General features: G+C 45.3%; 16 protein-coding genes and 1 pseudogene. 9 read left to right on the top strand and 8 right to left on the bottom strand.

Annotated features, from left to right (window positions below; translation table 11 throughout):
• Positions 1 to 35 precede the first annotated feature (35 nt).
• From AC6I8Y_RS20460 to AC6I8Y_RS20470, 3 genes are all read left to right on the top strand, one after another.
• Positions 36 to 671 (top strand): trimeric intracellular cation channel family protein, encoded by a 636-nt coding sequence (locus AC6I8Y_RS20460; protein ID WP_498022922.1) that lies wholly within the window; start codon positions 36 to 38, stop codon positions 669 to 671.
• Positions 672 to 848: 177 nt separating this feature from the next.
• Positions 849 to 1364, top strand: a complete 516-nt coding sequence (locus AC6I8Y_RS20465; protein ID WP_394149131.1) for an RNA methyltransferase — start codon at positions 849 to 851, stop codon at positions 1362 to 1364.
• A gap of 87 nt (positions 1365 to 1451) precedes the next feature.
• Positions 1452 to 1865 (top strand): VF530 family protein, encoded by a 414-nt coding sequence (locus tag AC6I8Y_RS20470; RefSeq protein WP_498022923.1) that lies wholly within the window; start codon positions 1452 to 1454, stop codon positions 1863 to 1865.
• 119 nt (positions 1866 to 1984) lie between these two features.
• Here AC6I8Y_RS20470 and AC6I8Y_RS20475 read toward each other — a convergent pair whose 3' ends face one another.
• The 5 genes from AC6I8Y_RS20475 to AC6I8Y_RS20495 all read right to left on the bottom strand — a co-directional run bounded on the left by AC6I8Y_RS20475 (position 1985) and on the right by AC6I8Y_RS20495 (position 8179).
• On the bottom strand, positions 1985 to 3235 hold the full coding sequence (locus tag AC6I8Y_RS20475; protein WP_498022924.1) for a DEAD/DEAH box helicase: 1251 nt from the start codon (positions 3233 to 3235) through the stop codon (positions 1985 to 1987).
• Positions 3236 to 3376: 141 nt separating this feature from the next.
• Positions 3377 to 4468, bottom strand: coding sequence for an ABC transporter ATP-binding protein (locus AC6I8Y_RS20480; RefSeq protein WP_394149134.1), 1092 nt, complete (start codon positions 4466 to 4468; stop codon positions 3377 to 3379).
• Between the two features lie 49 nt (positions 4469 to 4517).
• A complete protein-coding gene (locus AC6I8Y_RS20485) occupies positions 4518 to 5660 on the bottom strand; it encodes a carbohydrate ABC transporter permease (RefSeq protein ID WP_498019599.1) in 1143 nt (380 codons plus the stop codon).
• Positions 5661 to 5716: 56 nt separating this feature from the next.
• The gene (locus tag AC6I8Y_RS20490; RefSeq protein ID WP_498022926.1) at positions 5717 to 6727 is read right to left on the bottom strand and encodes a carbohydrate ABC transporter permease; all 1011 of its coding nucleotides are present in this window, start codon (positions 6725 to 6727) and stop codon (positions 5717 to 5719) included.
• A 99-nt stretch (positions 6728 to 6826) separates the two neighbouring features.
• A complete protein-coding gene (locus tag AC6I8Y_RS20495; RefSeq protein WP_498022927.1) occupies positions 6827 to 8179 on the bottom strand; it encodes an ABC transporter substrate-binding protein in 1353 nt (450 codons plus the stop codon).
• A 322-nt stretch (positions 8180 to 8501) separates the two neighbouring features.
• On the opposite strand from AC6I8Y_RS20495, the gene AC6I8Y_RS20500 reads away from it, so the two are divergent.
• From AC6I8Y_RS20500 to AC6I8Y_RS20525, 6 genes and pseudogenes are all read left to right on the top strand, one after another.
• Positions 8502 to 9521, top strand: a complete 1020-nt coding sequence (locus tag AC6I8Y_RS20500) for a LacI family DNA-binding transcriptional regulator (protein ID WP_498022929.1) — start codon at positions 8502 to 8504, stop codon at positions 9519 to 9521.
• A gap of 32 nt (positions 9522 to 9553) precedes the next feature.
• Positions 9554 to 11237: pseudogene (locus tag AC6I8Y_RS20505) on the top strand (glycoside hydrolase family 13 protein).
• Between the two features lie 266 nt (positions 11238 to 11503).
• Entirely contained in the window at positions 11504 to 12763 is a 1260-nt protein-coding gene (locus tag AC6I8Y_RS20510) for an acyl-homoserine-lactone synthase (protein ID WP_498022930.1), read from the top strand.
• 74 nt (positions 12764 to 12837) lie between these two features.
• Complete coding sequence (locus AC6I8Y_RS20515; protein WP_498022932.1) at positions 12838 to 15654, top strand: response regulator; 2817 nt, start codon at positions 12838 to 12840, stop codon at positions 15652 to 15654.
• Between the two features lie 112 nt (positions 15655 to 15766).
• Complete coding sequence (locus AC6I8Y_RS20520; RefSeq protein WP_394149144.1) at positions 15767 to 16891, top strand: YibE/F family protein; 1125 nt, start codon at positions 15767 to 15769, stop codon at positions 16889 to 16891.
• Between the two features lie 387 nt (positions 16892 to 17278).
• Positions 17279 to 19522, top strand: a complete 2244-nt coding sequence (locus tag AC6I8Y_RS20525) for a bifunctional metallophosphatase/5'-nucleotidase (protein WP_498022934.1) — start codon at positions 17279 to 17281, stop codon at positions 19520 to 19522.
• Positions 19523 to 19609: 87 nt separating this feature from the next.
• On the opposite strand, the gene AC6I8Y_RS20530 is transcribed toward AC6I8Y_RS20525, so the two are convergent.
• The 3 genes from AC6I8Y_RS20530 to AC6I8Y_RS20540 form a co-directional block, all read right to left on the bottom strand.
• Positions 19610 to 20464 carry a patatin-like phospholipase family protein gene (locus tag AC6I8Y_RS20530; protein ID WP_498022936.1) on the bottom strand — a complete coding sequence of 285 codons (855 nt, stop codon included), beginning with the start codon at positions 20462 to 20464 and terminating at the stop codon, positions 19610 to 19612.
• Between the two features lie 6 nt (positions 20465 to 20470).
• The gene (locus AC6I8Y_RS20535) at positions 20471 to 21373 is read right to left on the bottom strand and encodes a homocysteine S-methyltransferase family protein (RefSeq protein WP_498022938.1); all 903 of its coding nucleotides are present in this window, start codon (positions 21371 to 21373) and stop codon (positions 20471 to 20473) included.
• Positions 21374 to 21538: 165 nt separating this feature from the next.
• Complete coding sequence (locus AC6I8Y_RS20540; protein WP_394149149.1) at positions 21539 to 22843, bottom strand: TRAP transporter large permease; 1305 nt, start codon at positions 22841 to 22843, stop codon at positions 21539 to 21541.
• Positions 22844 to 22845 lie beyond the last annotated feature (2 nt).

The raw sequence follows: 22845 nt of genomic DNA on the forward strand, positions 1-22845 counted from the left end.
GACTCTTGTGAGCCAGCATATCGTTGGAGAATACCATGTACGCTAATACCGACTTTTTGATCGACTTAATTACTATTTTAGGGATCAGCGCTTTCGCGTTGTCTGCCGTACTTGCCGCTAGGGAAAAGAAAGCCGATCTGTTCACCGTCATAGTATTAGGCATCGTGACCGCTGTGGGTGGAGGGACAGTAAGAGATTGTATTCTCAACGTTCCAATGTTTTGGGCTGAGCATACTTACTTTATCTGGGTGGCCATTGTCAGCAGTACATTGGGGTTTTTCTTCGTCCCACTTTTAGAAAAGCGACTCGTTAACAAGGCAAACCTCTATATCGACTCTATTGCTCTCGCAATGTTCTCTATTCAAGCAACTGATAAAGCATGGAGTCTAGATTTTGGTTTGCCCATAGCCCCCATTCTAATGGGTATCATGACAGGCGTTGGCGGCGGCGTCATAAGAGATGTGCTTATACAAAGACCAAGTTTGCTGCTCAACAAAGAGCTTTATGCCACACCAGTAGCAATTGGTTGTGTTATCCATGCATCGGTTCTTTACTTTGCGCCCGCACTGTCTGATATAAGTGCTTTAGTTGCCATTGGATTGATCATTTATCTAAGGCATTTATCTATCAGCAGGCAGTTACAAGTGCCAAGTTGGGCGGTTTTGAAATAGTGTGTCATCGACTGCGACATTTAGTCATTGCACCCCAAATCGGTTTCAGCGCAACGGCTCTAACATAGATTTCCTGCTAATCCGTTATTTTTAGCACTGGCACTTTATGATCAATAACGCCATAATCCGCCCCACTAAATTCTCTACAACCCCGATCGATAAAGTAGTACCACAGCAATGACAACAAACTCGAAAGTCGTTATCGGCCTGCACAACCCTAAAAGCCCAACTAATGTCGGCGCAGTCATGCGAGCTGCTGGGTGCTACGACGCGGGTGAAGTACGCTATAACGGTACACGCTATAGCCGAGCCGTTCGATTTCAAACTGATACCCAAAACATTCATGAGCGAATTGCTTTGGTAGAAAAGGAAGATCTCACCGCTGATTTAGCCGAAGATGTGAAAATTGTTTGTATTGAGTTTGCTGTAGGTGCGAGCTCTCTGCCTCACTTTGAACACCCAGAGAAAGCCATCTATGTATTTGGCCCAGAGGATGGCTCCTTGCCACAAGAACTTGTAGATAAAGCCCATCACGTTGTTTACGTCCCGACAAATGGCTGTATGAACCTTGCTGCGACGGTTAATGTGGTTCTATATGACCGCTTGGCTAAGACGATCGGAGCCATTGATGACCACCAACAAGTTATTGCCAATCGCGACAACAAGAACCGATTAAAAGTGAAAGCGGTTTAACCGTTTAAAGTTAACGTGACATTGCTATAGAAGCACATGCACTACATACTTTGTTTAACTTCGCCCTAAAATGAGTGAGACCCTGAAATGATGACTGACGAAGAAAGAATCGAGCTGCAACAGAACACCCCACTGCATGGGTTAAAACTAGAAACCATGTTGCAAGAGTTAGTCGACTTTTACGGCTGGGACATTCTCGATACCGCCATGCGCTTCAACTGCTTTAATACTAAGCCATCGATTGCTAGTAGCGTGAAGTACCTAAAGAAAACCGAATGGGCGAGAGAGAAGTTAGAGAACTTTTATCTCTATCGCTTTAAACGCATGCCAAGAGCAAGCGCAGAAGAATACAACATTCCACCAAGAGCACGTACTTTCCCGCACGGCCTTGAACCGAAAGAGCCAATGGCACTTACTGTTGAGTCGATTCTTAAATCACAGGCAAAAGCGGCCACAGCATTTAAAAAACGCTCCTCTCGTGGACGTCCACCACGCCGATAACGCGTTGCTGGATACTCAAATACAAAAAAGCCTTACTTGATGCTTCAAGTAAGGCTTTTTTGTATTTGATTACAGTGATGGTTCAGAAACCGATTTCGCTACTCCCCACCAAACTCACTTTATTGACTGCGCTTTTTCTTCTTTTTGCCAGTGCCAGCTGGTTTTGCGCGTGGCTTCATTGGAGCAAAGTAAGCTTCGCTTTGATCGTCTTCTACTTCAAAACCTTTAACTTGCTCGCGCTCTAGCTGGAACTTGTTTTTCTTCTCAATCACCTTGAAGTGGTGGTAATCATCGTAATCAATAAGCGATAAGCCCAGACCAACTTCGCCCGCGCGGCCACTACGACCGATTCGGTGCATATAGTCAGCAGGACTGCGCGGAAGATCGAAGTTAATCACGACTGGCAGTTTTTCGATATCTAGACCACGTGCGGCGATATCAGTCGCGATCAACACTTGAATCTCACCAGATTTAAAGCCTTCTAGTACGCGAGTACGAGCGCCCTGCCCTTTATCACCATGGAATACTTCCGCCGTGATGCCGCGCTTTGACAGTTTTTGAGCCAAGTGATTACAAGCGTTCTTAGCGTTTACAAAGATCAGCGTCTGTCGCCACTGATTCTCTTTGATGAGGTGTGCAAGTACCGCGGTCTTCTGACCTTTATTAACGCTGAATACGCGTTGAACCAAGGTACTGGCTTCGGCACTTTGAAGTTGCACTTCAACAGGGTCATTCAACAAACCTGTAGCAAGGTTCGTCACTTTTTCAGGGAACGTGGCAGAAAACAGCAGCGTTTGCTTCTTCTCTGGCAGCAATGCCAGGATCTTGTTCAGTTCCTCGGTAAACCCAAGGCTCAACATACGGTCTGCTTCATCAAGAACAAGCGTTTTCACTTGGTCCAACTTAACGGCATTGCTTGAAACCAAATCCAGTAGGCGACCCGGTGTCGCGACAATAACGTCAGCACCACCGCGAAGTGCTAGCATCTGAGGGTTCACTGAAACGCCACCAAACACCGCAACCGTTTTTATCTTATCTCTTAGGTGATAAGAGTAAGATTTAACGTTGTAAGCCACCTGTGAGGCCAATTCACGAGTTGGAACTAATATCAGATGAGATACATAGTTGCCACGACGATTCGCTGATGTCTCTTGTTGACAGATTTTCTGAAGAATCGGCAACGCAAATGCAGCAGTCTTACCAGAACCCGTATTGGCACCACCTACGATATCTCGCCCTTCAAGTACATGAGGGATAGTGTGAGATTGAATTGGGGTTGGCTGGCTATATTCCAAAGCTTCTAGCCTTTCGACTAGGGTTGGAATGAGACCAAGGCTGGCAAATGTCGCTTGCGTTGTAGTATCTGTCATTACAAAAAGTGGCTCAGTGCTAGGTAAAGGGCGTGTATCTTATGCTATTTGCCGCAAAGATGTTAGCAATATTGAAATCGAGGGGGGTAAACCAAAAAGCTCCCGACGATGCGAGAGCTTTTAGAACTGTTCATATTCTGCTTATAAGTGCTTGAGCGAAATGCCATCCTCATTGAACAAGTGGATCTTTTCTGGGTCCGCTTTCAGATAAATCTCTTCTCCCTTATGAAAATCCAAAATACCCGGCAGCTTTGCTACCACGGTTTCTTCATGCCCTTCTACTCGAATATGAAGCAGAGTGACTTCTCCTAATGATTCCACAAACAGTACCTTCCCAGACATCAATGCGTCGGCTGGCTCTGCCACCAAAAAATCTTCAGGTCGAATACCAAGTTGCAGTTTCGAGCCCGTTAGGGATTCTTGTGACGTCACTGGCACTTCGATATTGAGGCCACTTTCTGCCGTCACTAATGACTTTTCCCCGGCTTTTTCCATTCTTGCCTGACTAATGTTCATTGCGGGAGAACCAATGAACTGCGCAACAAAGACGTTTGCAGGGTCGGTATAAAGCTCTAGTGGCGTACCAACTTGCTCAATACGCCCAGCAGAGAGCACGACGATGCGATCGGCTAGTGTCATCGCTTCGACCTGATCGTGTGTCACGTAGATCATCGTCGTTTCAGTTAGCGCCTCTTTTAAGTTGGCGATTTCAATACGAGTCTGAACACGCAGCGCTGCGTCTAGGTTAGATAATGGTTCATCAAATAGGAACACCTTCGGCTGACGTACGATCGCTCGTCCAATGGCCACGCGCTGACGTTGGCCACCGGATAGTGCCTTAGGTAAACGATCTAGGTATGGCTCAAGTTGTAGCATTCGCGCAGCTTCCATCACGCGCTCATGAATCGCCTCTTTTGACTCTTTAGCGATTCGCATGGCAAACGCCATGTTGTCATACACCGTCATGTGCGGGTATAACGCGTAAGTTTGGAATACCATCGCAATACCGCGCATCGCAGCGGGTAGCTCATTGACTCTCGCGCCTTCAATACACACCTCACCGGAGGTTATCTCTTCAAGCCCCGCAATCATGCGAAGTAATGTCGATTTTCCGCAGCCTGATGGGCCTACGAATACGATAAACTCTCCTTGACTGATTTCGAGGTCAATCCCTTGCAGTACCTGAGTTTCACCGTATGATTTTTTAACGTTTGTTAAAGATAATCCTGTCATTTCACTAATCTCATCTTAAAATCAGTCACATCGTTGAATCAGGAACTGCTTATTTAACAGAACCAGAAAGTAGTCCACGAACTAAATATCGTTGCAGCACAAAGAACACACATAGCGGCACAGCAATAGAGACGAACGCCGATGCGGTTAAGATTTCCCAGTTACCGCCACGAGACCCCAATAGTTCACGCAACCTTGCGGTCAGAACCATATGCTCTTCACCTGTTCCCAAGAATACGGTCGCCACAAGTAAGTCATTCCATACCCATAAGAACTGGAAAATAGCGAATGACGCCAATGCGGGGAACGACAAAGGCAGTACGATGCGCATAAAGATCTCAAAGTCGGTAGCGCCGTCGACCTTTGCTGATTCAATGATTTCTCGCGGTAAGCTAGAGATATAATTGCGCAGTAGATAGATTGCGAGCGGCAGACCAAAACCAGTATGCGCCAACCAAATTCCAAGGTAGGTTTTCGCCCCAACACCAAAAAACGCACCGATATCGTTGTACAAACGCAGAAGTGGGATCAAAGACATCTGCAATGGCACGACAAGCAAACCAACAACGAGCGCGATCAATAAATTGCGCCCTGGCATTTTCATCCACGACAACGCATAAGCGGCGTAAGCAGCAATAAGAATTGGAATGATGGTGGCCGGAATAGTCACCGTCAGCGAGTTGATAAATGAGCGCCCTATCCCTTCAGCAGTTAATACTTCACGATAGTTATCCAACCCGAACTTAGGAGGCACCACTGCGGTATAGAAGATTCGCTTTCCGCGCTTGCCAGTAAAAGGCTCAGGCGATGTCATTTTATAGTGACCGTCTTCGGTAACAGTGAGCGTTCCATCTTTACGCATTTGTGCAACATCGTTTGGCATGAACTTAGTCGGCTCTCGAGATGAAAAACCAAATGCCATGATCTCTGTTGGGCTGCCATCTACCAATAATTGTCCAGACAGCACGTAGACATCGCCCTCTTGAACCTGCGTATCTGGGTTGTCTGTCCGTGCGACGAGGTTTTGCTCGGATGCAGTTAAGGACGTCCACCAGCCCGACAAAGCCAATTGATCTTTGTCTCTAAATGAAGAAATAAGTAGGCCTGCGGTAGGGAGCGTCCACAGAATAACTATCAGAAGTACAGATAAATGAACCAATATGGTTAGCGGCGAGCGGCGAAGCTTACTCATGCTAAATTTGGCGTTATCTGGTTCAGTCGGTGTAGGAGCAACAGCTTTACTTGTCATTATCTGTCCTCCATTTGTGCGCTCGCTTGGCGCATGTTCCAGACCATAACTGGAATTACGGCAATCATTATGATGACAGCAATCGCAGCGCCACGACCGAAATCACCCCCTCCTCTAAACATCCAGTCAAACATCATGTTGGCGAGCACCTGAGTACTCCACTGACCGTTAGTCATCGCAAGGACGATATCGAACACCTTAAGCACAAGAATAGTAATCGTGGTCCAGACTACGGCTATCGTTCCCCATATTTGTGGGATCAAGATCTTAAAGAAAATCTGAACACCATTCGCGCCATCAAGGACAGCCGCTTCCACCGTTTCTTCTGGAATGCCTCGAAGTGCTGCCGCTAAGATCACCATTGCGAAACCGGTTTGAATCCAGATCAAGATGACCATCAAAAAGAAGTTATTCCAAAACGGGATGGTTATCCAAGCTTGAGCTGTGCCACCAAATGCCTCGACGATAGCATTCAATATCCCTATCTGTTCTGAGCCCGGCGCACGATAGTCGTACACAAACTTCCAAATAATCGACGCACCAATAAAAGAGATCGCCATAGGCATGAAGACCAAACTCTTGGCAATGTTTCCCCAACTCACTCTGTCAGTGAGTGCAGCGATAACCAAGCCGAAAAACGTCGACGCTGCTGGAACCACAAGCAGCCACAGCAGATTGTTGAACAGAGACTCTCTAAACTCTGGATCCTTAAATAGCCAGGTATAGTTGCCCATTCCTACAAACTGGTCTCCATTTCGATCATGTAATGATAAGTACAAAGATTCGAAGACAGGATAGATAAGATACAGAGTTAAAAACGCAAGCGCTGGACCCAAGAACAGCCAAGGACGAATCGCCGCTGCGCGTCTTAGGTTCTTCGCCATCGTCTGGTTGGATACGTTTCTGGTCGGGAAAATAACGGTGAGCAAGAAGTTACTGCCAAAAAAGTACACGACGCAACTCGCTACGCCTAACACCATGATAAATAGAGAGGAATAAAGCTGTTCCATCACTACCTCGCTTTATTGATGCCTAACAAAGGTGTGAAATGTGAACACCGGTAGACACACTAAAAACTGCATCTACCGGTTTCACCTGACTATGCCTTATTACTTAAGTGCATCCCATGTTTTTTGGATGTCGTTGGCTACGTCTTCAGCAGATTTACCGCCACTGTAATCCACCATACCAGTCCAAAATGCACCGGCACCAATCTTACCAGGCATCAAATCAGAGCCGTCAAAGCGGAACGTCGTCGCATCGAGCAAGATCTCACCCTGTTTCTTGAGGGTATCATTGCCGTATGCGTCGATGTTGACGCCTTTATGCGGTGTTAAGAACCCAGATTGAGCCATCCAGATTTCGTGAGCGATTGGCGATTGTAGGAAAGCCATGAAAGCACGTGCTGCTTCGGAGTCTTTGGTGATACTCCACATGGTACCTGCACCAAGTACTGGCTTACCGAGATCTTTTGATTCGTAAGCTGGGAAGTAGAAGAAATCGACATCGGTCCCTAGCTCTGTGCCTTCAGGGAAGAAACTTGGAATAAACGAAGCTTGGCGATGTAGGTAACATTTCGCTGGCGACGTAAACAGACCCTTAGGCGAATCACGGAAGTCTGTCGCAGCGACTGCGCGTGCGCCACCATCGACAAACGTATCGTTTCTTACAAACCATCCGAACTCTTCAATCGCACCGACAACTTTAGGATCGTTGAACTTAAGCTCGTTCGTAGTCCACTTGTCGTAATCAGAAGGGGATTGGGTGCGAAGCATCATATCTTCAACCCAGTCGGTTGCTGGCCATCCAGTTGCACCGCCTGAACCGAGCCCTACACACCAAGGTGTCTCGCCATCTTTAACGATTTGTTCTGTCAGCGCTTTTAGCTCTTCCATCGTTTCAGGCACTTCATACCCGACATCTTCAAAGTTTTCAGGCACATACCAAACCAGAGACTTCAAGTCGACTTTGTAGAAGAATCCATATAAGTGATCTTTGCCGTCTTTGTCTGCAAACGTACCTAAATCAACCCAAGAAGAACCCGCAGCATAGTTATCGTTAATCCACTCACCCATCTTAGGATCCAGAGGCGTTAGAAAGCCTTTCGAAGCAAGATCAGCAGCAAGACCTGGTTGAGGGAAAATAGCGATATTCGGCGCACTACCCGCTTGGACGTCAATGGCTATTTGTTGCTCAAAAGAGTCGGAGCCAGAGTAGTTCACTGTTGCTCCCGTCGCCGCCTCAAAATACGCGATGACGCTTTCAACGAGTTCTTTATCTTCGGTTAACCAAGGTCCAAATATGGTGACAGTTTCACCTTTTAGATCCGTTTTTTTAAGCTCTTCAAAGCTCTGCCAGTTAAAGCGAGCATCTTCGCCAGGTGTGTACTTGAGGTCAGCAGCAAACGCAGAGGAGGTAGAAATCGTAAGCGCTATCGCACTAGCAAGTAGGGAAGTTTTCATCAGCAAGACTCCATGTATTTAGATACTTTTTATTTGTCTCTTCAGTCCTTGGCTTTCGGATTGGTAGCGTGCACAACAAAATAACTTAATCGGTTAAGCCAATATTACCTACCATAAATCCTTATTGACATTTCGACCACTTTCTAACCAGTTCTTGTGCCATCGATCATGTTTTATGTCGCTCTATTTTCAACAAGATGACGAAGTTCAAACTATTCACTCCACCTCAAAAAGTCGCATTTTCATTCTTACTTAATCGTTTTAGAATTAATCAATATCACTCGCTATTCTTGGTTCAATCTAGGGACAATCAGGGGTTGCTATGCAGCGCAAGAAGCCGACTCTAAAAACTGTCGCCGCCCATTTGGGGGTTTCAACGGCTACGGTCTCCAATGCTTTCAATCGCCCTAGCCAGCTATCTAAGGCGCTGCGAGAAAGCATTCTTCTTGAGTGCGAAAAGCTCGGCTATACCGGACCAAGCATCACAGCGCGGAGTCTTCGGACAGGTAAAACAGGTGTCATTGGGGTCTTGCTGGCAGACAATTTGGCATACAACTTCACAGACCCTGTCGCCACAGAGTTTTTGGCCGGCGTCTCCAAAACCCTAGATGAAGCACACGTAAATATGCTGTTGCTTCCTCCGAGCAGAGAAAACTATCAAAACACCCAGGTAGAGACGATCCCAGATAGCTTCATCGTCTACGGAAAGCCTGTCGATTCAAACATTATAGATTTGATATTAAGGCAGCATAAGCCCGTGGTCGCCGTCGATTTTTCGCTACCCGATATCCCATCCATTAACATTGATAACCACAAAGCTAGCTACGATATTGCGATGCACGCGATCCACTGCAGCGACGACAATGTGCTCATATTAGGTCTAAGACTTGAGCCGTCTACCTCGCTCTCGTTGGCAAATCTCGACAACCTGTATTCCAGTGAAGAATCCGTTTCGCGTTGTCGCTTTAATGGCTACAAACAAGCGCTCGAGGAAAACGGCATCATACTGTCAAATGAGAACGTTTGGCAGATCCACGACCTTGAAGAAGCCACGCTCAAGACCATGCTAAGAGGCGCGCTCACCGCTCCTAGAAAAGTCGATGTGTTGCTCTGTATGAGTGACAAGATCGCTCTTGCCGCGCTATCCGTGGCAAAAGAGCTCAACGTTAATACTCGAATCGTAGGCTTCGACGGCATTCCCAAGTCTGCCGAAGCCGAACTGACAACCGTTCAGCAACCTATTGCCAAAAAAGGTCAAATCGCCGCGCAGATGGCGCTTGGCCAACTACCCTACGAATCTATTCAGCTGGAATCGGAACTCATTATTCGTAGCAGCAGTTAGAACTTACCTCACTTGCTAAGGAGAACACTTCCATGAGCACGGAACAACTAGAGCGCCGTTGGTGGCACGACGCCGTGGTTTATCAGATTTATCCTAGAAGTTTTAATGACTCTAATGGCGATGGCATTGGCGATATCCCAGGTATTATTGAGAAGCTTGACTACATTCAAGGATTAGGCGTCAACGTGATTTGGCTAAGTCCAGTCTACAAGTCACCAATGGATGACAACGGCTATGATATTTCTGGATATCAAGAGATCGCCCCAGAATTTGGGACCATGGCAGACATGGAGAGACTCTTGAAGGAAGCCGATCAGCGTGGCATCAAGATAGTCATGGATTTAGTCGTCAATCACACCTCAGATGAACATCCATGGTTTATCGAATCCAGAAGTAGCAAAGATAATCCGAAACGCGACTGGTACATCTGGAAAGATCCCAAAGAAGATGGCAGCGAGCCTAACAATTGGGAATCGTTCTTTAAGCCCAAAGCATGGACGCTTGATGAAAACACAGGGCAATATTACCTACACCTGTTTAGCAATAAGCAACCAGATTTAAACTGGGCGAACCCAGAAGTAAGAGAAGCGGTCTACGATATGATGCACTTCTGGCTTAAAAAAGGCTTGGGTGGGTTTAGAATGGACGTCATCAACATGATAGGTAAGCCTTCAGACTACCCAGATGCAACGATTTTTGATTCAGGTGTTGCAGGATGGGAGCATTGGTCAAATAACCTACTCGTACACCAATACCTTCGAGAGATGCATGAGAAAGTGCTTAAGCATTATGATGTGCTCACTGTTGGCGAGACACCTTTCACCACCACGCTTGACGGGCGTTACTACTCTCACCCTGACCGTAATGAAATTAGCATGATCTTCCAGTTCGAGCACGTCAGCATCGACCGAGAAGAACACAACGCCGTCAAGAAAGATTTCGATTTAGTTCAGTACAAAGAAATCATGTCGCGCTGGCAAGACGATCTCTACCAAAAAAGGCTGGAACAGTCTCTATTGGAGTAATCACGATCAACCGAGAACCGTATCTCGCTATGGTTCTGATTGTGCCGAATATCGAGTCATCAGCGCCAAGATGCTTGGTACCGTGCTTCATATGATGAGCGGCACACCTTATATCTACCAAGGTGAAGAGATAGGCATGACCAATAAACACTTCAATGATATTGGAGAGTTTAACGATCTTATGGCGAAGTTCCATTATCAGAAAATGATGGAGCGCGGTGTGTCCGATGAAGACGCTATCGCCTTTCTCAACGACTTCTCTCGAGACCATGCTCGTGTTCCTGTACAATGGGATGACACAAAACACGCTGGCTTCACGACAGGTACGCCCTGGCTTCCCGTCAATGACAATTACGTCGATATTAATGCACAGCAAGCCGTCAACGACGAAACGTCTATCTACCATCACTACCGCCAACTTATTGCCCTGCGAAAAAGTGAGGAGTATGGCGGTGTGATTGTGTATGGGAACCACACACTACTCGACCCAGAAGACAGCGATGTCTACGCGTACATTCGTACATTTGAAGGCAAATCACTGCTCACCATCGCTAACTTTACCAACCAGACCTTAGAGAGAACTTACGAATACGGCGTAAAAGCAACCGTTATTAATAATTACTCTAATACCTTGAGTTCATTACACAATATGATGCTTAAGCCTTACCAAGCGTTAGTTATAGAGATATAAATAAACGATTGAAAAACTCACAGGCGAACCCACCTGGTTCGCCTTTTTATTGTCAGTTCTAACAAAAAGAATGTTCACATAGAAATGAGCTAGCTCTCTATTAACACTTTCATTTAATCCCGCAGTCATACTCAACAAAGATATTCGAGCAACAACTCAGACATCGCGCCAAGCTACATATTTAGCAACACATTTCACTCTTCTCTAAAGATCTTCGCAACTTAGTGCATACAATTTCTTTAGTTAACCACAAAAGAGGAAAAGAAATGTCTGAGTTCCATATTACTAGCACTCAACCCCTAGCGCTAAATACCACCAACCTGAAATCAACCGAAGACGTTAAGACTTTATTTCTGAGAGAAGTCCACAACTATATTGTGGCTAACGACGATAGAAAAGTTTTTGAGGTAATTATCAGTAAACGATTAGAACAGTTAAATAATCTCGATAATTCATGTAATTACGAAGGAAATTTAGATGCAAAATACAACTCCGATACTATGTCGGCACTGGTTGAAGACACCACGCTTTTTGGCGTTCCCAACTTCTACCACTACATCGAACTTCAATCACTTTCACTCTTTGGTGGGTTGTTGCCGTTCTGGGTAGAGTATAAGCGATACACCTTACTGTTAGACAATGTGTTACTGAAGTGGAGCAAGCAATCTGAGCAGGCGGTTCTACTGGGAAGGTGCGAATTAGAAGATGGGTACGTGGCAGAGCTGGTGCAGAACATTGAAAATGATGAAAGGCGCTTTCGGACTCAGTTCGCAAACGAATCACTACCTCTATCAAGTGCCAATACGCTGATTAATCTTGAAACCTTTGTAAGGCAACAGCATTGGTATGAAATGTTATCTGAACTAGAGCTGTCGTCTAAAGGTGAACATTTTATATTGTACCAACAAGACGACGAGGGTCACAAAACCTTGGTATCGTCGGCAAAAATTCAACGCTGGCGCGAAAAAAATGATTGGCTGGCTTTCAATCCATTTTTTCAATCCGATAATTGGACTGTTTCACTGGAGGATAGAAATATAAAAGCACTAGACTTTTCAGGTATTTTTAATGATAACTTAGCCAATAAACTTAACCTAACTAACCCTAAAGGCCTAGATCAATCCTTTATTCAAAACGTCAAACATGGACGAGACTGTTGTGAGTTGATTAGAATGGCAATAGGAGCCCCAGTCAGTAAACTCAATAACATCTTATTTTTGACAATTAAATATATTTCTATATTTATGAAGCAAGTAGGTATAAAAGGAGTGTATGTTATTACCGAACAACCCGCGCTGCTCTATTTTTTTCAGTCTGTAAATTTATACAGTGACCTCAATGATTGCTATGTCCCTATGACTTATCAACAAATTAACCCGACCGCACCACAAACCTATAAGGGCTTAATTTTAAGTGCGCCTATGGTTAAAGCTATTGGAGAATGCAACTATAAGCAGTACTATAAGAAGGTTTTGTCAGCACGGAAAAGAAGTAAGACACTTTTTGCATCATGCATGAAATTCTAGGATACGCTCTGTCCCATACACCAGCACTGATCATGTACTTGATCGGTACTGGTGTACTTATATGGACAGTTTACATGTCATATAAGATGGCAGAGAACCAGTTTGGAGTAGATCAATCGATCTACCTCCCTTACTGTCTGTACACCTTTTTCATCGCGTGTTGGATCTTCGCTAACGCTTACTTTCAATCGGATCTACTCACCTACTATGACACTGATGTTGCCTGGTACATGGCTATCGGCGCGAATGTTTTCTGTGCTTTTGCGATTCTCTCAGCTTATTGGTTTTCCTGTAAGCTCATCTCCAAGTCTAAAAGCCGGAAAATATCTCGATTACAGTTAGTACTTTTGGTAGGACTGTCGCTCCACTCCCTTATCGTGAACATCATTCCAGGGATGACTGTCATTAGTGTAGAGACCCGTGCAGCCGGTGAGTTTTTAATCCGCTTCGGGGATTACAACACAATCTTTTTCCTTACCGCTCCTTTCATCATCTGTCTGACTTTTATTAACTTTCTGCGAGCATGGAAGAGCGAACTACGGTTAACACAGTTGAAATCTGGCTACATGATGGGTGGTGTCATCCTGTTTATGGTCTCTACCTTGATTGTGATGATCTTTATACCCTACTTCTTTGACGACTTTTCGCTGGTCTGGGTTGCCCCCACCTTGTCAGTCTTCGAGATGACATTAATTGGTTACGCTTTACTGTGTAATCGATTCTATAGCGGTCGATACATCACACTGGTCGGCGTAAGTTCTTTAACTAACATCGCCATCTTCTTAGCTCCTGCACTCATAATCACGGATTTCGGTGGTCATCAAAACATCGCTCTACTCTGCTGGATAGTGATCACTGGCCTTTTCTATCAAAAGCTCTTCAAGAAAGTTTATTGGTTCTTTAATCAGTTCCTTTACGGCAAAGCAGGTAATAGCATTGACCAATTAGTTAGCCTTGAATCTGAGTTCCGATTCTCGTGCGACGATGCGGTTGATAAGCTCAATCAAACATTAGGAGTTAAGCGCGGCTACATAAGAAAAGTGCTGGCGGACAAAGATGCCCTACTTCTGGACTTTTTCGCAAAAGGCGAGCGAATCATCATCAAGGAAGAACTGGAGTATATTCTCGACAACCATATGGGCGGTCGGGACAAGATTGCCGAGATCGTCGGTTTCATCTCCGCCAACAACGTGTCTTTGGTCCTGCCCATCTTTGGAAGCCGCAAAGAGGTTACCCACTTCTATCTTGCGCGTCAGTCTAAACAGCACCCTTTAATTACTGCGGACCAAGAGGTCGGACTGCATGCGCTTTTCAACGAGGCTAGCCGTTGGATCATCGCCGAAGAAAAAGTACGTAAGAGCCAGATCATTGCGGGTTCAATCGCCCACGAAATACGTAACCCATTTAGCAAGCTCAAATATCACTTTGACCAGATCGATACCAAAGTGCTTGGCAAAGAAAGCATCGACTTGGGGAATCAGAGCTCAGAGGAGATCAAGGAACTCCATCAAGCGCTTAACGAGAGTAAACGAGCGGTGTTATCTGGAACACGCTTTATTGATGCGATGTTAGCAGAGATACGCGGCGATACACTTAAGTCAGAGCTGTTCTCTTTGCACTCTGCTAGTGAGTTAACCATTTCAGCCATCAACGACTTCAGCTTCAATAAACCGGAAAATAGGCAGCGCGTCAGTCTGACCCTCGAAGACTTTGTGTTTTGGGGCGACGATACCCTGTTTAGCTTCGTCATATTTAACCTGCTTAAGAACGCAACGTATTACTTCGAGCAGTATCCAGAAAGTAAAATAGACATCAAGCTGAGCCGAGGAAAAACCGCAAACACCTTGCTTGTTACCGACTATGGTCCTGGTATTCCAGAGTCAAACCTGCCACACCTTTTTGACGACCTGTTTACCGATGGTAAAGACTCGGGTACGGGTCTTGGACTTGCCTATTGCAAGAGAGTAATGGAGGCATTCAAAGGCAACATAAGCTGCACATCCCAACAAGGTGTCTATGCTACATTTAAACTCTCTTTTCCCTTAGTAGATGATTCAGAGTTTGAAGCTGAGCTACGCTCCAGTCTTCAACCACACCTATCGAACAAGCTTGCGCTAGTCGTCTCTCCTGCCGCACAGCAGAGACCTCTTGACCCATATCTTAATGATGCCTTTGACGTTTCTGTTCATTACAGCCAAAACAGTGATCAGGCGACAGGTCAAATCGAGACATCCGCGGTCGATTTTGTCCTGATATCCGACTGCGAACCATCCACAGCATCTGAAATTGCCAATGCGGTTCGGAGTACTGTACAAGGGAGTGAACTGCCAATATTGTACTGCCGCTCATATTTTCATGAGGAGCTTAGCCCAAGTGACAACGTGTTTGATGCAGCACTGTCGGTCTCAAGTAAACACAGTTTCTGGCGTTCATTCGTTAAAGCTTGTGAAGCTGGCGCTCTCAAGAAAAAGGTGTCACTGACAGGTAAGAAAGTGCTTGTCGTTGACGATACTCACGTGAATCGACTCTTAGTACAAAGCTACCTAGTTTTAGAAGGTGTCGATGTACACCTTGCAGCATCAGGAATGGAAGCCATTGAAAAGGCGAAGCAAACGGCCTTTGATCTTATTTTCATGGACATTCGAATGCCTAATATGAATGGCTTTGAAGCCTGTGAAGAGATTCGAAAGTTCTGCCGCTCTGTGCCCATTATTTCGCTCTCAGGGGAAAGCGGACCTGATGCCCGCCAATCTATCGATGAGTTAATGGATGACTATATTCCGAAGCCTGCGGAGAAAAAGCAGCTCGTATCTATGATTCGTAAATGGTGTGACGAGGATTGCTCTACAGATAATCAAAAGCCATCAGCCTCAATGGTCATTGGACAATAATCATACTCCCCTAATCCCTCTCCAAATTAGCGAAAGACTCGCTTCGTTCGACTTGCACATTTTTTTTGTATGACTAATATATGCTCCCTTTTGTAAATACTATCCCTTTATCATGCTCACTCGACTACAACGCTACCTGTTCCCGACATTAGTGCTTGCACTTGCAACACTCATTCTTTATCTCTCCCCCATTGTCAGCGAAGGCTTTCGACCTGCCGCATACAACCAGCAAACTTTTGTAAAAGCGACAGCGGAAACCATCCTCAGAGAAGAGGTTCGTCCTGATCCAATGGTGCCGAGTATTGTCACGGGAAGGCAGAGAGTCATCGCTACGATTGACGAAGGAGAGCAAATTGGTGAGCAGGTTGAAGTCGAGAACAACATAAGTCGGCTCCATAATGTCTATTTACAAGAAGGCGATTCATTCATTCTTCTCATACGCGACCGTGCATCTAGTACTCTATACTGGCCTTTTAATCATGACCGTGCGAGTGCAGTCTATTGGATGCTCGGGATAATCGTCGCGCTCATCATCCTGCTCGCTGGTTTTCAGGGTTTCAACTCCGTTGTATCACTTTATTTCACGGGTGCACTTCTCATTGGCGTCCTTATCCCTGCTATTTTTGCTGGCTTGAATCCTGTTCTAGTCACTTTAGCCCTGATGTCTCTGAAAATCATAGTCAACTTCTTACTGATCGCTGGATGGAATAAGAAGTCTCTATCAGCCATGCTTGGCACATTAGCTGGAGTTGTCGCCGCCGGCGTTGCCGCGCAGTTATTTGGGGAAATGGCACAGCTTAACGGGCTGTATCTCGAGAAAGGGGAAGACCTACTCTACCTTGGTGGTTCTGCTCAGATTCAGATTCGCTGGCTGCTGTTCGTCGCCATTATGATTTCTGCGCTGGGTGCGGTCATGGATGTTGCCATATCAATGGTTTCTTCATATCACGAACTCAGAGAAGCTAACCCTGAGCAAAGCGAGAAGGATAGACTCTTAGCGACGATTCGAATTGGTAGAGACATTCTTGGCACCATGACCAATACGCTTGTGCTTGCGTTTGTCGGTAGTAGTTTAACGACGATTATGATGGTTTGGGGCTTCCAGATGCCTGTAATGCAATTCATGAATATCCCTGCCATTTCACTAGCTATGATTCACGGGCTTGCTGGCAGTATTGGCTTGATTCTAACCGTGCCGTTTTCTGTTGCTATCGCGAGTTACATCTATCGACGCTAGCCCCCCTCTCTCACCAACCCGCTCGATAGCGGGTTTTTTTGTATCCAAAACAACCGAAAACAAGCCGAATTCAATCATATAAATGTAAGTAAATACACATCACAGAACACTGCAACTCAATAAACCTTCACGGCATATCAATTGCGACGGAGATCACAATTCAAAGCTAATATGTTAGCGTTTTTACCGTTTGCGCAACCGATTACTCCGTTGCGAAAATGTAATTTAGAACACCAAAAAAACACATGCAATCGTTTACTTCATCAGTAAACATTACCAAACTTACAAAATACATATTTGCTAACACTCTACATTAACTAGGTGTTTTACTCTAAATCTCTATACGTATAGTCAGCGCCGAGTTCGAACAAAGCAGACGCTAATAATATGTATAAATTTTCAAAACCACTTTCGCTTGTAGCTGCCGCATTGGTAATTGCAGGCTGTAATAGCAGTGATGACAACAATACAAACCCACCCGTTCATCTACCTGAACTGGAGGTTTGTAAAACTTTCCAAAACAAAAGCCCAATGATCGTTCGTGGTGATAATCCAGATCTGTATCACCAGAAAATCACTATCGGTGCTACAGGTGACATGCACGGTCGTATCTGGGCTTATGACTATGCCCTTGATGATGAAGATGTAAACGCAGGCTTTACTAAGATTGCGACTCTTCTTCACGAAGAGCGTGCGAACGCTGAAAACATGCTAATGATCGACCTTGGTGATACCGTTCAAGGTAATTCAGCTGAGCTATTTAACAGTGAACCAGTTCACCCAGTTGTCGAAACCATGAACTTTATGGATTACGACCTATGGGTTCCGGGTAACCACGAGTTTGATTTTGAGCGCTCGTTCCTGTTCCGTAACTTAGAGGGCTTTAAAGGTTCAATTATCTCTTCAAACATCATCTGGGAAGACAACATCACAGAATGTAAAACTGAAGGTCAAGAAATCCCGCTACTGCCTCCTTATCAGGTTTATGAGTTTAACGGTGCTCGCGTAGCAATCGTAGGTTTAACTCCATCTTGGGTAAAAGTTTGGCAAGCTGCGTCACCTGACAACTTCCGCAATTTGGACTTCAAAGATGAGTTTACTTCTGTCGAGTCTGCCGTAAATGAAGTTATCAACGAGTACAACCCAGATGTGGTTATTGGTGCACTTCACTACGGTCGTAAGGAAAATGGCGACGGTGTACACAAAATTGCGTCTAAGCTTGCGGATAAGTTTGACGTAATCTTCATGGGTCACGAACACGCTCGTTTCATCGAGCAAGTCGAAAAAGACTCTGATTACACTGAAGAGATGCTTGAGATTTCAATCGATGGCGAAGCTGAGATGGAAGACAAGTCTATCTCAGGAGAGTACAACTCTGAAAACCGTCACACGAAAGTAAAAGTTATTGAGCCAGGCAACTGGGGCTGGGCGCTAGCTAAAGCTGAGATCGAGCTTGAGAAAGACGATAATGGCAAGTGGCAGATTGTCGATACGACGCTTTCAAACCGAAAAGTAGATGAAATTGAAGAAGACGCTGCGCTGCAAAATAAAATGCAGTGGGTACACGATATATCTGTTGCAGATGCGAACGAACTGATTGGTGAAGTTGAAGGTAACTTTACTAACTCAGCAAACGGCGGTGCTGATGAAGCGACCGGTGAAGAGCAAGTGTTAAACAACGATGGCCTTCGTCTCTACACTACCATTCACAACGCTAAACTCGCTGATTCGCCTCTGTCGGCATTGATCAACGACATTCAAATCATGAATATCGAAGAGAAAGGCCCACAAGGCATTAAAGTTGACGTTTCTGCTGCGGCAATCTTCTCTGATGGCTCAAACCTATTTAACGGTCAAGAGTACAAAAAGAAAGACAGTGCAAACCTGTACATGTACGACAACGAACTTGTCGCAGTATCGATTAAAGGTGAGCAGCTAAAAGACTACATGGAATGGTCATACAGCTACTTCAACCAATATGTAGAAGGCGACATCACAGTATCGTTCAACCCAAACATGCCAGCATTCAACTACGACATCTTTGGCGGTTCAATCAAGTACGTTGTGGACCTAAGCAAACAAGGTCGTGTTGAAGACAGTGAAGGTAACAAGATCACCGATGGCGAGCGTATCGACATTGTTGAAATCGCAGGTACTGAGTTTGATGCGAATGCAACTTACACGCTAGCCGTAAACGACTACCGCTACGGCACAACTATGCTGTCAAAAGGCTGGATCACTGAAGCGGATAACCTATGGCAGTCAACAAACGAGCCAATCTATGCTGTTCGTGACATGCTAACTGACTATGTTGATACTCACCACACGCTAGCTCGCAAAGACTTTGACTATCAAAACTGGTATATCAAACAATATGGCATTGTGGCTGAAGATGGCAGCATCACAGAGCAAGGCAGCATGATAGATACTCGCGAAGGTGAAGGTAAAACGCTTTGGAACAAGCTGCAGAACAAAGAGATCTGTATCCTGCGCGCAGAAGCTGGAGCACGCTCCTCAATCTATAAAGCCGTAAACATTAATGATGAATCAACTTACTTTACGAACCCAGAGTTTGGTTCAGCACAAGGTAATGCTCTTTATCAAGGTTGTGTTTACGCTAACCAACCATAAAGAGTGATTCATTAGATAACGCTCTGACAAAGCCTCTCGATACGAGAGGCTTTATTAATTCGGGATTAATAAAATTTCAATCACTGCCTATTCGCTTTCTTTATGCCAGTTCTTGATAGCATGTTTGCCGGCTTCTACACCCAACTGATACGCTTTTGTCAGTTCTCCCTTCGATTGTGTCAGTCGACTCAACGAAAACCCATCTGGCGGACAAACTTCTAATATCTGGATACCTTTTGGCGGATGATTGATAAGCTCAAGCGTTTGATTATAACGCTCATAGATGGTTTGCATTGGCGTAATAAGAGCCGGCGTTTTTTTCAAAAACAGAGGATAACTAGCGCCTAACTTCGGCTTGGATTTCTTATACGATTTATCTCGGCTTCGTATGATCATGATCTTTGAAGCGCCACGTTTTATCGCCTCTTCGATAGGAATAGAATCCGACACGCCGCCATCGACGAAGTGACCATTGTCGAGTTCTACACCACTACGATAAAGAATGGGTAGTGCGCTACTCGCCTTCATTGTTTCCGCTAATAGCTCAGAGTCCGGCGTGAGGTATTCCGGCTGACCTGTTGCACTGTTCGTCACAACAAGAAAAAATGGACGCATATCGCTATCAAAAGTTTGCTTATCGATACCGAGTTCTTTAAGGGTAATCTCCCACATCCAGTCCAAGTCAATCATGTCGCCGCCACGAATAAAACGAGAGAGCGATACAAACTCTTTTCTCAAACTATAATCAAGATAAATACGCTTGTTCCTTAGTGGCATCTTAGCGAGGTATGCAGCCAAGTTACTCGCACCGGCCGATACTCCCCAAAAGCTGTCAAAAGGCGAAAAGTCCATTGCCATAAAGTGGTCCAACACGCCGCATGAAAAGACGCTTCTCATCGCGCCACCTTCAACGATTAAGGCCGTTTTTCCGACACGTTCCATGTAGACCTACTCCTTATTTAAGCTCTGCTTCCATTTCGTCAACTCATCGATATGGCGCGGCTCAATGCCACAACAGCCACCAATGATAGAAGCGCCAAGGGCATGCCAGCGTTTCGCGAACACCAAGTACTCTTGCGGAGAAAAATGCCTCACAGTTTGAATCGATGCATTGGCTTGATGACCCGACTTGATTGGCGTAAAGCTATTAGCAAACACACCTACTTCAAGTGACTTACCCACTTGGTTGGTAACCTGATTGACCACTTCTATCGCTCGCTCAATCACTTCTGGGATCGAGCAGTTAAAAAAGACACCCTGTGCGTCAATATCTGCCAATAAGGCGATGGCGTCTTTCAAAGACTCTCCCGAACGTAGCGTTGCAGGCTGATCCTCTTCATCTTGCAGCGTAAAACAGATGTACGCAGGTTTATTGGTGAGACTGAAGAGCTCAGCATACATTTTCGCTTCAGCAATACTTGCGACTGTCTCCGCCAACCACAAATCGACATACTCATCTTGTGCGTGTAGCAGTTCAATGCTTATTGCTTTCCCGCGCTCTGGTTCAAATAGATCGGGGCGATACGAACCAAATACAGGTGGCAGTGAACCTGCTACCTGCACCTTTTGCTCGCTCTGCGATGCAACTTCATGAGCCAACCGTGCTGCTTTACCCGCGAGTGAGACGCCTTGTTCTTCGTATAGCTCATCTCCGAGGTGAAACGGAACGCAAGCGTAACTGTTGACCGTGATGATCTCAGCACCGGCATCAATAAAAGCTTGGTGAGCTTGCTTAACATAATGGGGGGTTTCAATAAGAGCTTGCGCACTCCACAAAGGCTGCGAAAAAGGCGCACCAATACGCTCTAGCTCTCGCCCCATGCCACCATCTAAAATTGTTAATCTAGCCATCCTTCTCACCTACTGCTCTATATTGGTGTTTGTAGACCAGCCATTAAACCATAAATTTGAATAACTTTAAGTGTAGGATGGAAACAAGATAGATCATGGTGACCGTGAAGCTTAAGCGGGATTGATGCTGGCCCCAGCTGGAACCAGCATCTCATCTAGTGAGAGTTACTGAATTAACCCGAACATTCTTGGCAATGTAAGACTGATCTCTGGAATAAAAGTAATCGCCAACAAGGTAATTATGAGTAACGCACAGAAAGGTATCACCGATTTAATGACGCTCTCAATCTTGGCTCCACTGACACTACAACCTACAAATAATGCAGTGCCAACTGGAGGCGTTGCAATACCGATACATAGATTAAAGATGATCATCATAGCAAAGTGCACAGGATGCATACCCAACTGAGTTGCAATAGGCATGAAAATAGGGGTGAAAATCAATACGGCGGGGGTCAAGTCCATGAACATGCCCACAACCAACAGTATGAGGTTCATCATGATAAATATCATGATTGGATCGTCTGATATAGACATCATCCACTCACTGATCAAGCTTGGAAGTCCAGTAAATGCCATTGCCCATGACATAATGGTAGAAGCACCAATTAAGAACAACATAATGCCCGTAATTTCTGCCGTTTCTACCAGTATGGTTTTCATGATGTTTAGATTCAAAGTGCGATAGCACAAAGACAGTGCAAAAGCATAAAGCACTGCAATGCACGCCCCCTCTGTTGCTGTAAATATACCTCCGATAATCCCACCGATAACCACAACGATGAGGCCTAAACTCGGCATTGCACGTAAACTTATCTGGAGAGCTTCACGCACTGAAACTCTTGGTGACGTATCTTGGTACCCACGTTTTTTAGCAATAAAGTAGGCAAGTACCATACAGGTTACGCCCATCAATATGCCAGGAATGTAACCCGCAATGAAAAGTGCAGCGATAGAAGTACCACCACTTACTACCGAAAATACAATCAGCGAGTTACTTGGCGGAATAAGCAAACCTGCAGGACATGAAGCAACGTTTACGGCAGTCGAGAAGGATTTGTCGTAACCCTCTTTTTCGAGCTCTGGTTCAAGCGTTTTACCAACTGCTGCCGCAGCGGCTACCGCAGAGCCCGAAACTGAACCAAAAAGCATGTTCGCTATCACGTTAACGTGACATAAACTCCCTGGCATTTTTCCTACTAGAACCTTCGCAAAGTCAACGAGCCTTGCTGCAATACCCCCACGATTCATAATATTGCCCGCAAGAATAAAGAACGGAATCGCTAACAGGCTAAAACTATCAATTCCCGTCACTATTTTCTGCCCTGCGGTCATAAATGCCACATTCGTAGGCATGATAGTGCACATGATAATCAACGAAGAGGTCGCTATAGCAATTGCGATAGGTACGCTAAAAGCAATCAACCCCAAGAACAAACATAGAAGCCAAAAACCAACTGAAATATCCATAA

The sequence above is a fragment of the Vibrio sp. KUL78 genome (genome assembly GCF_059725505.1).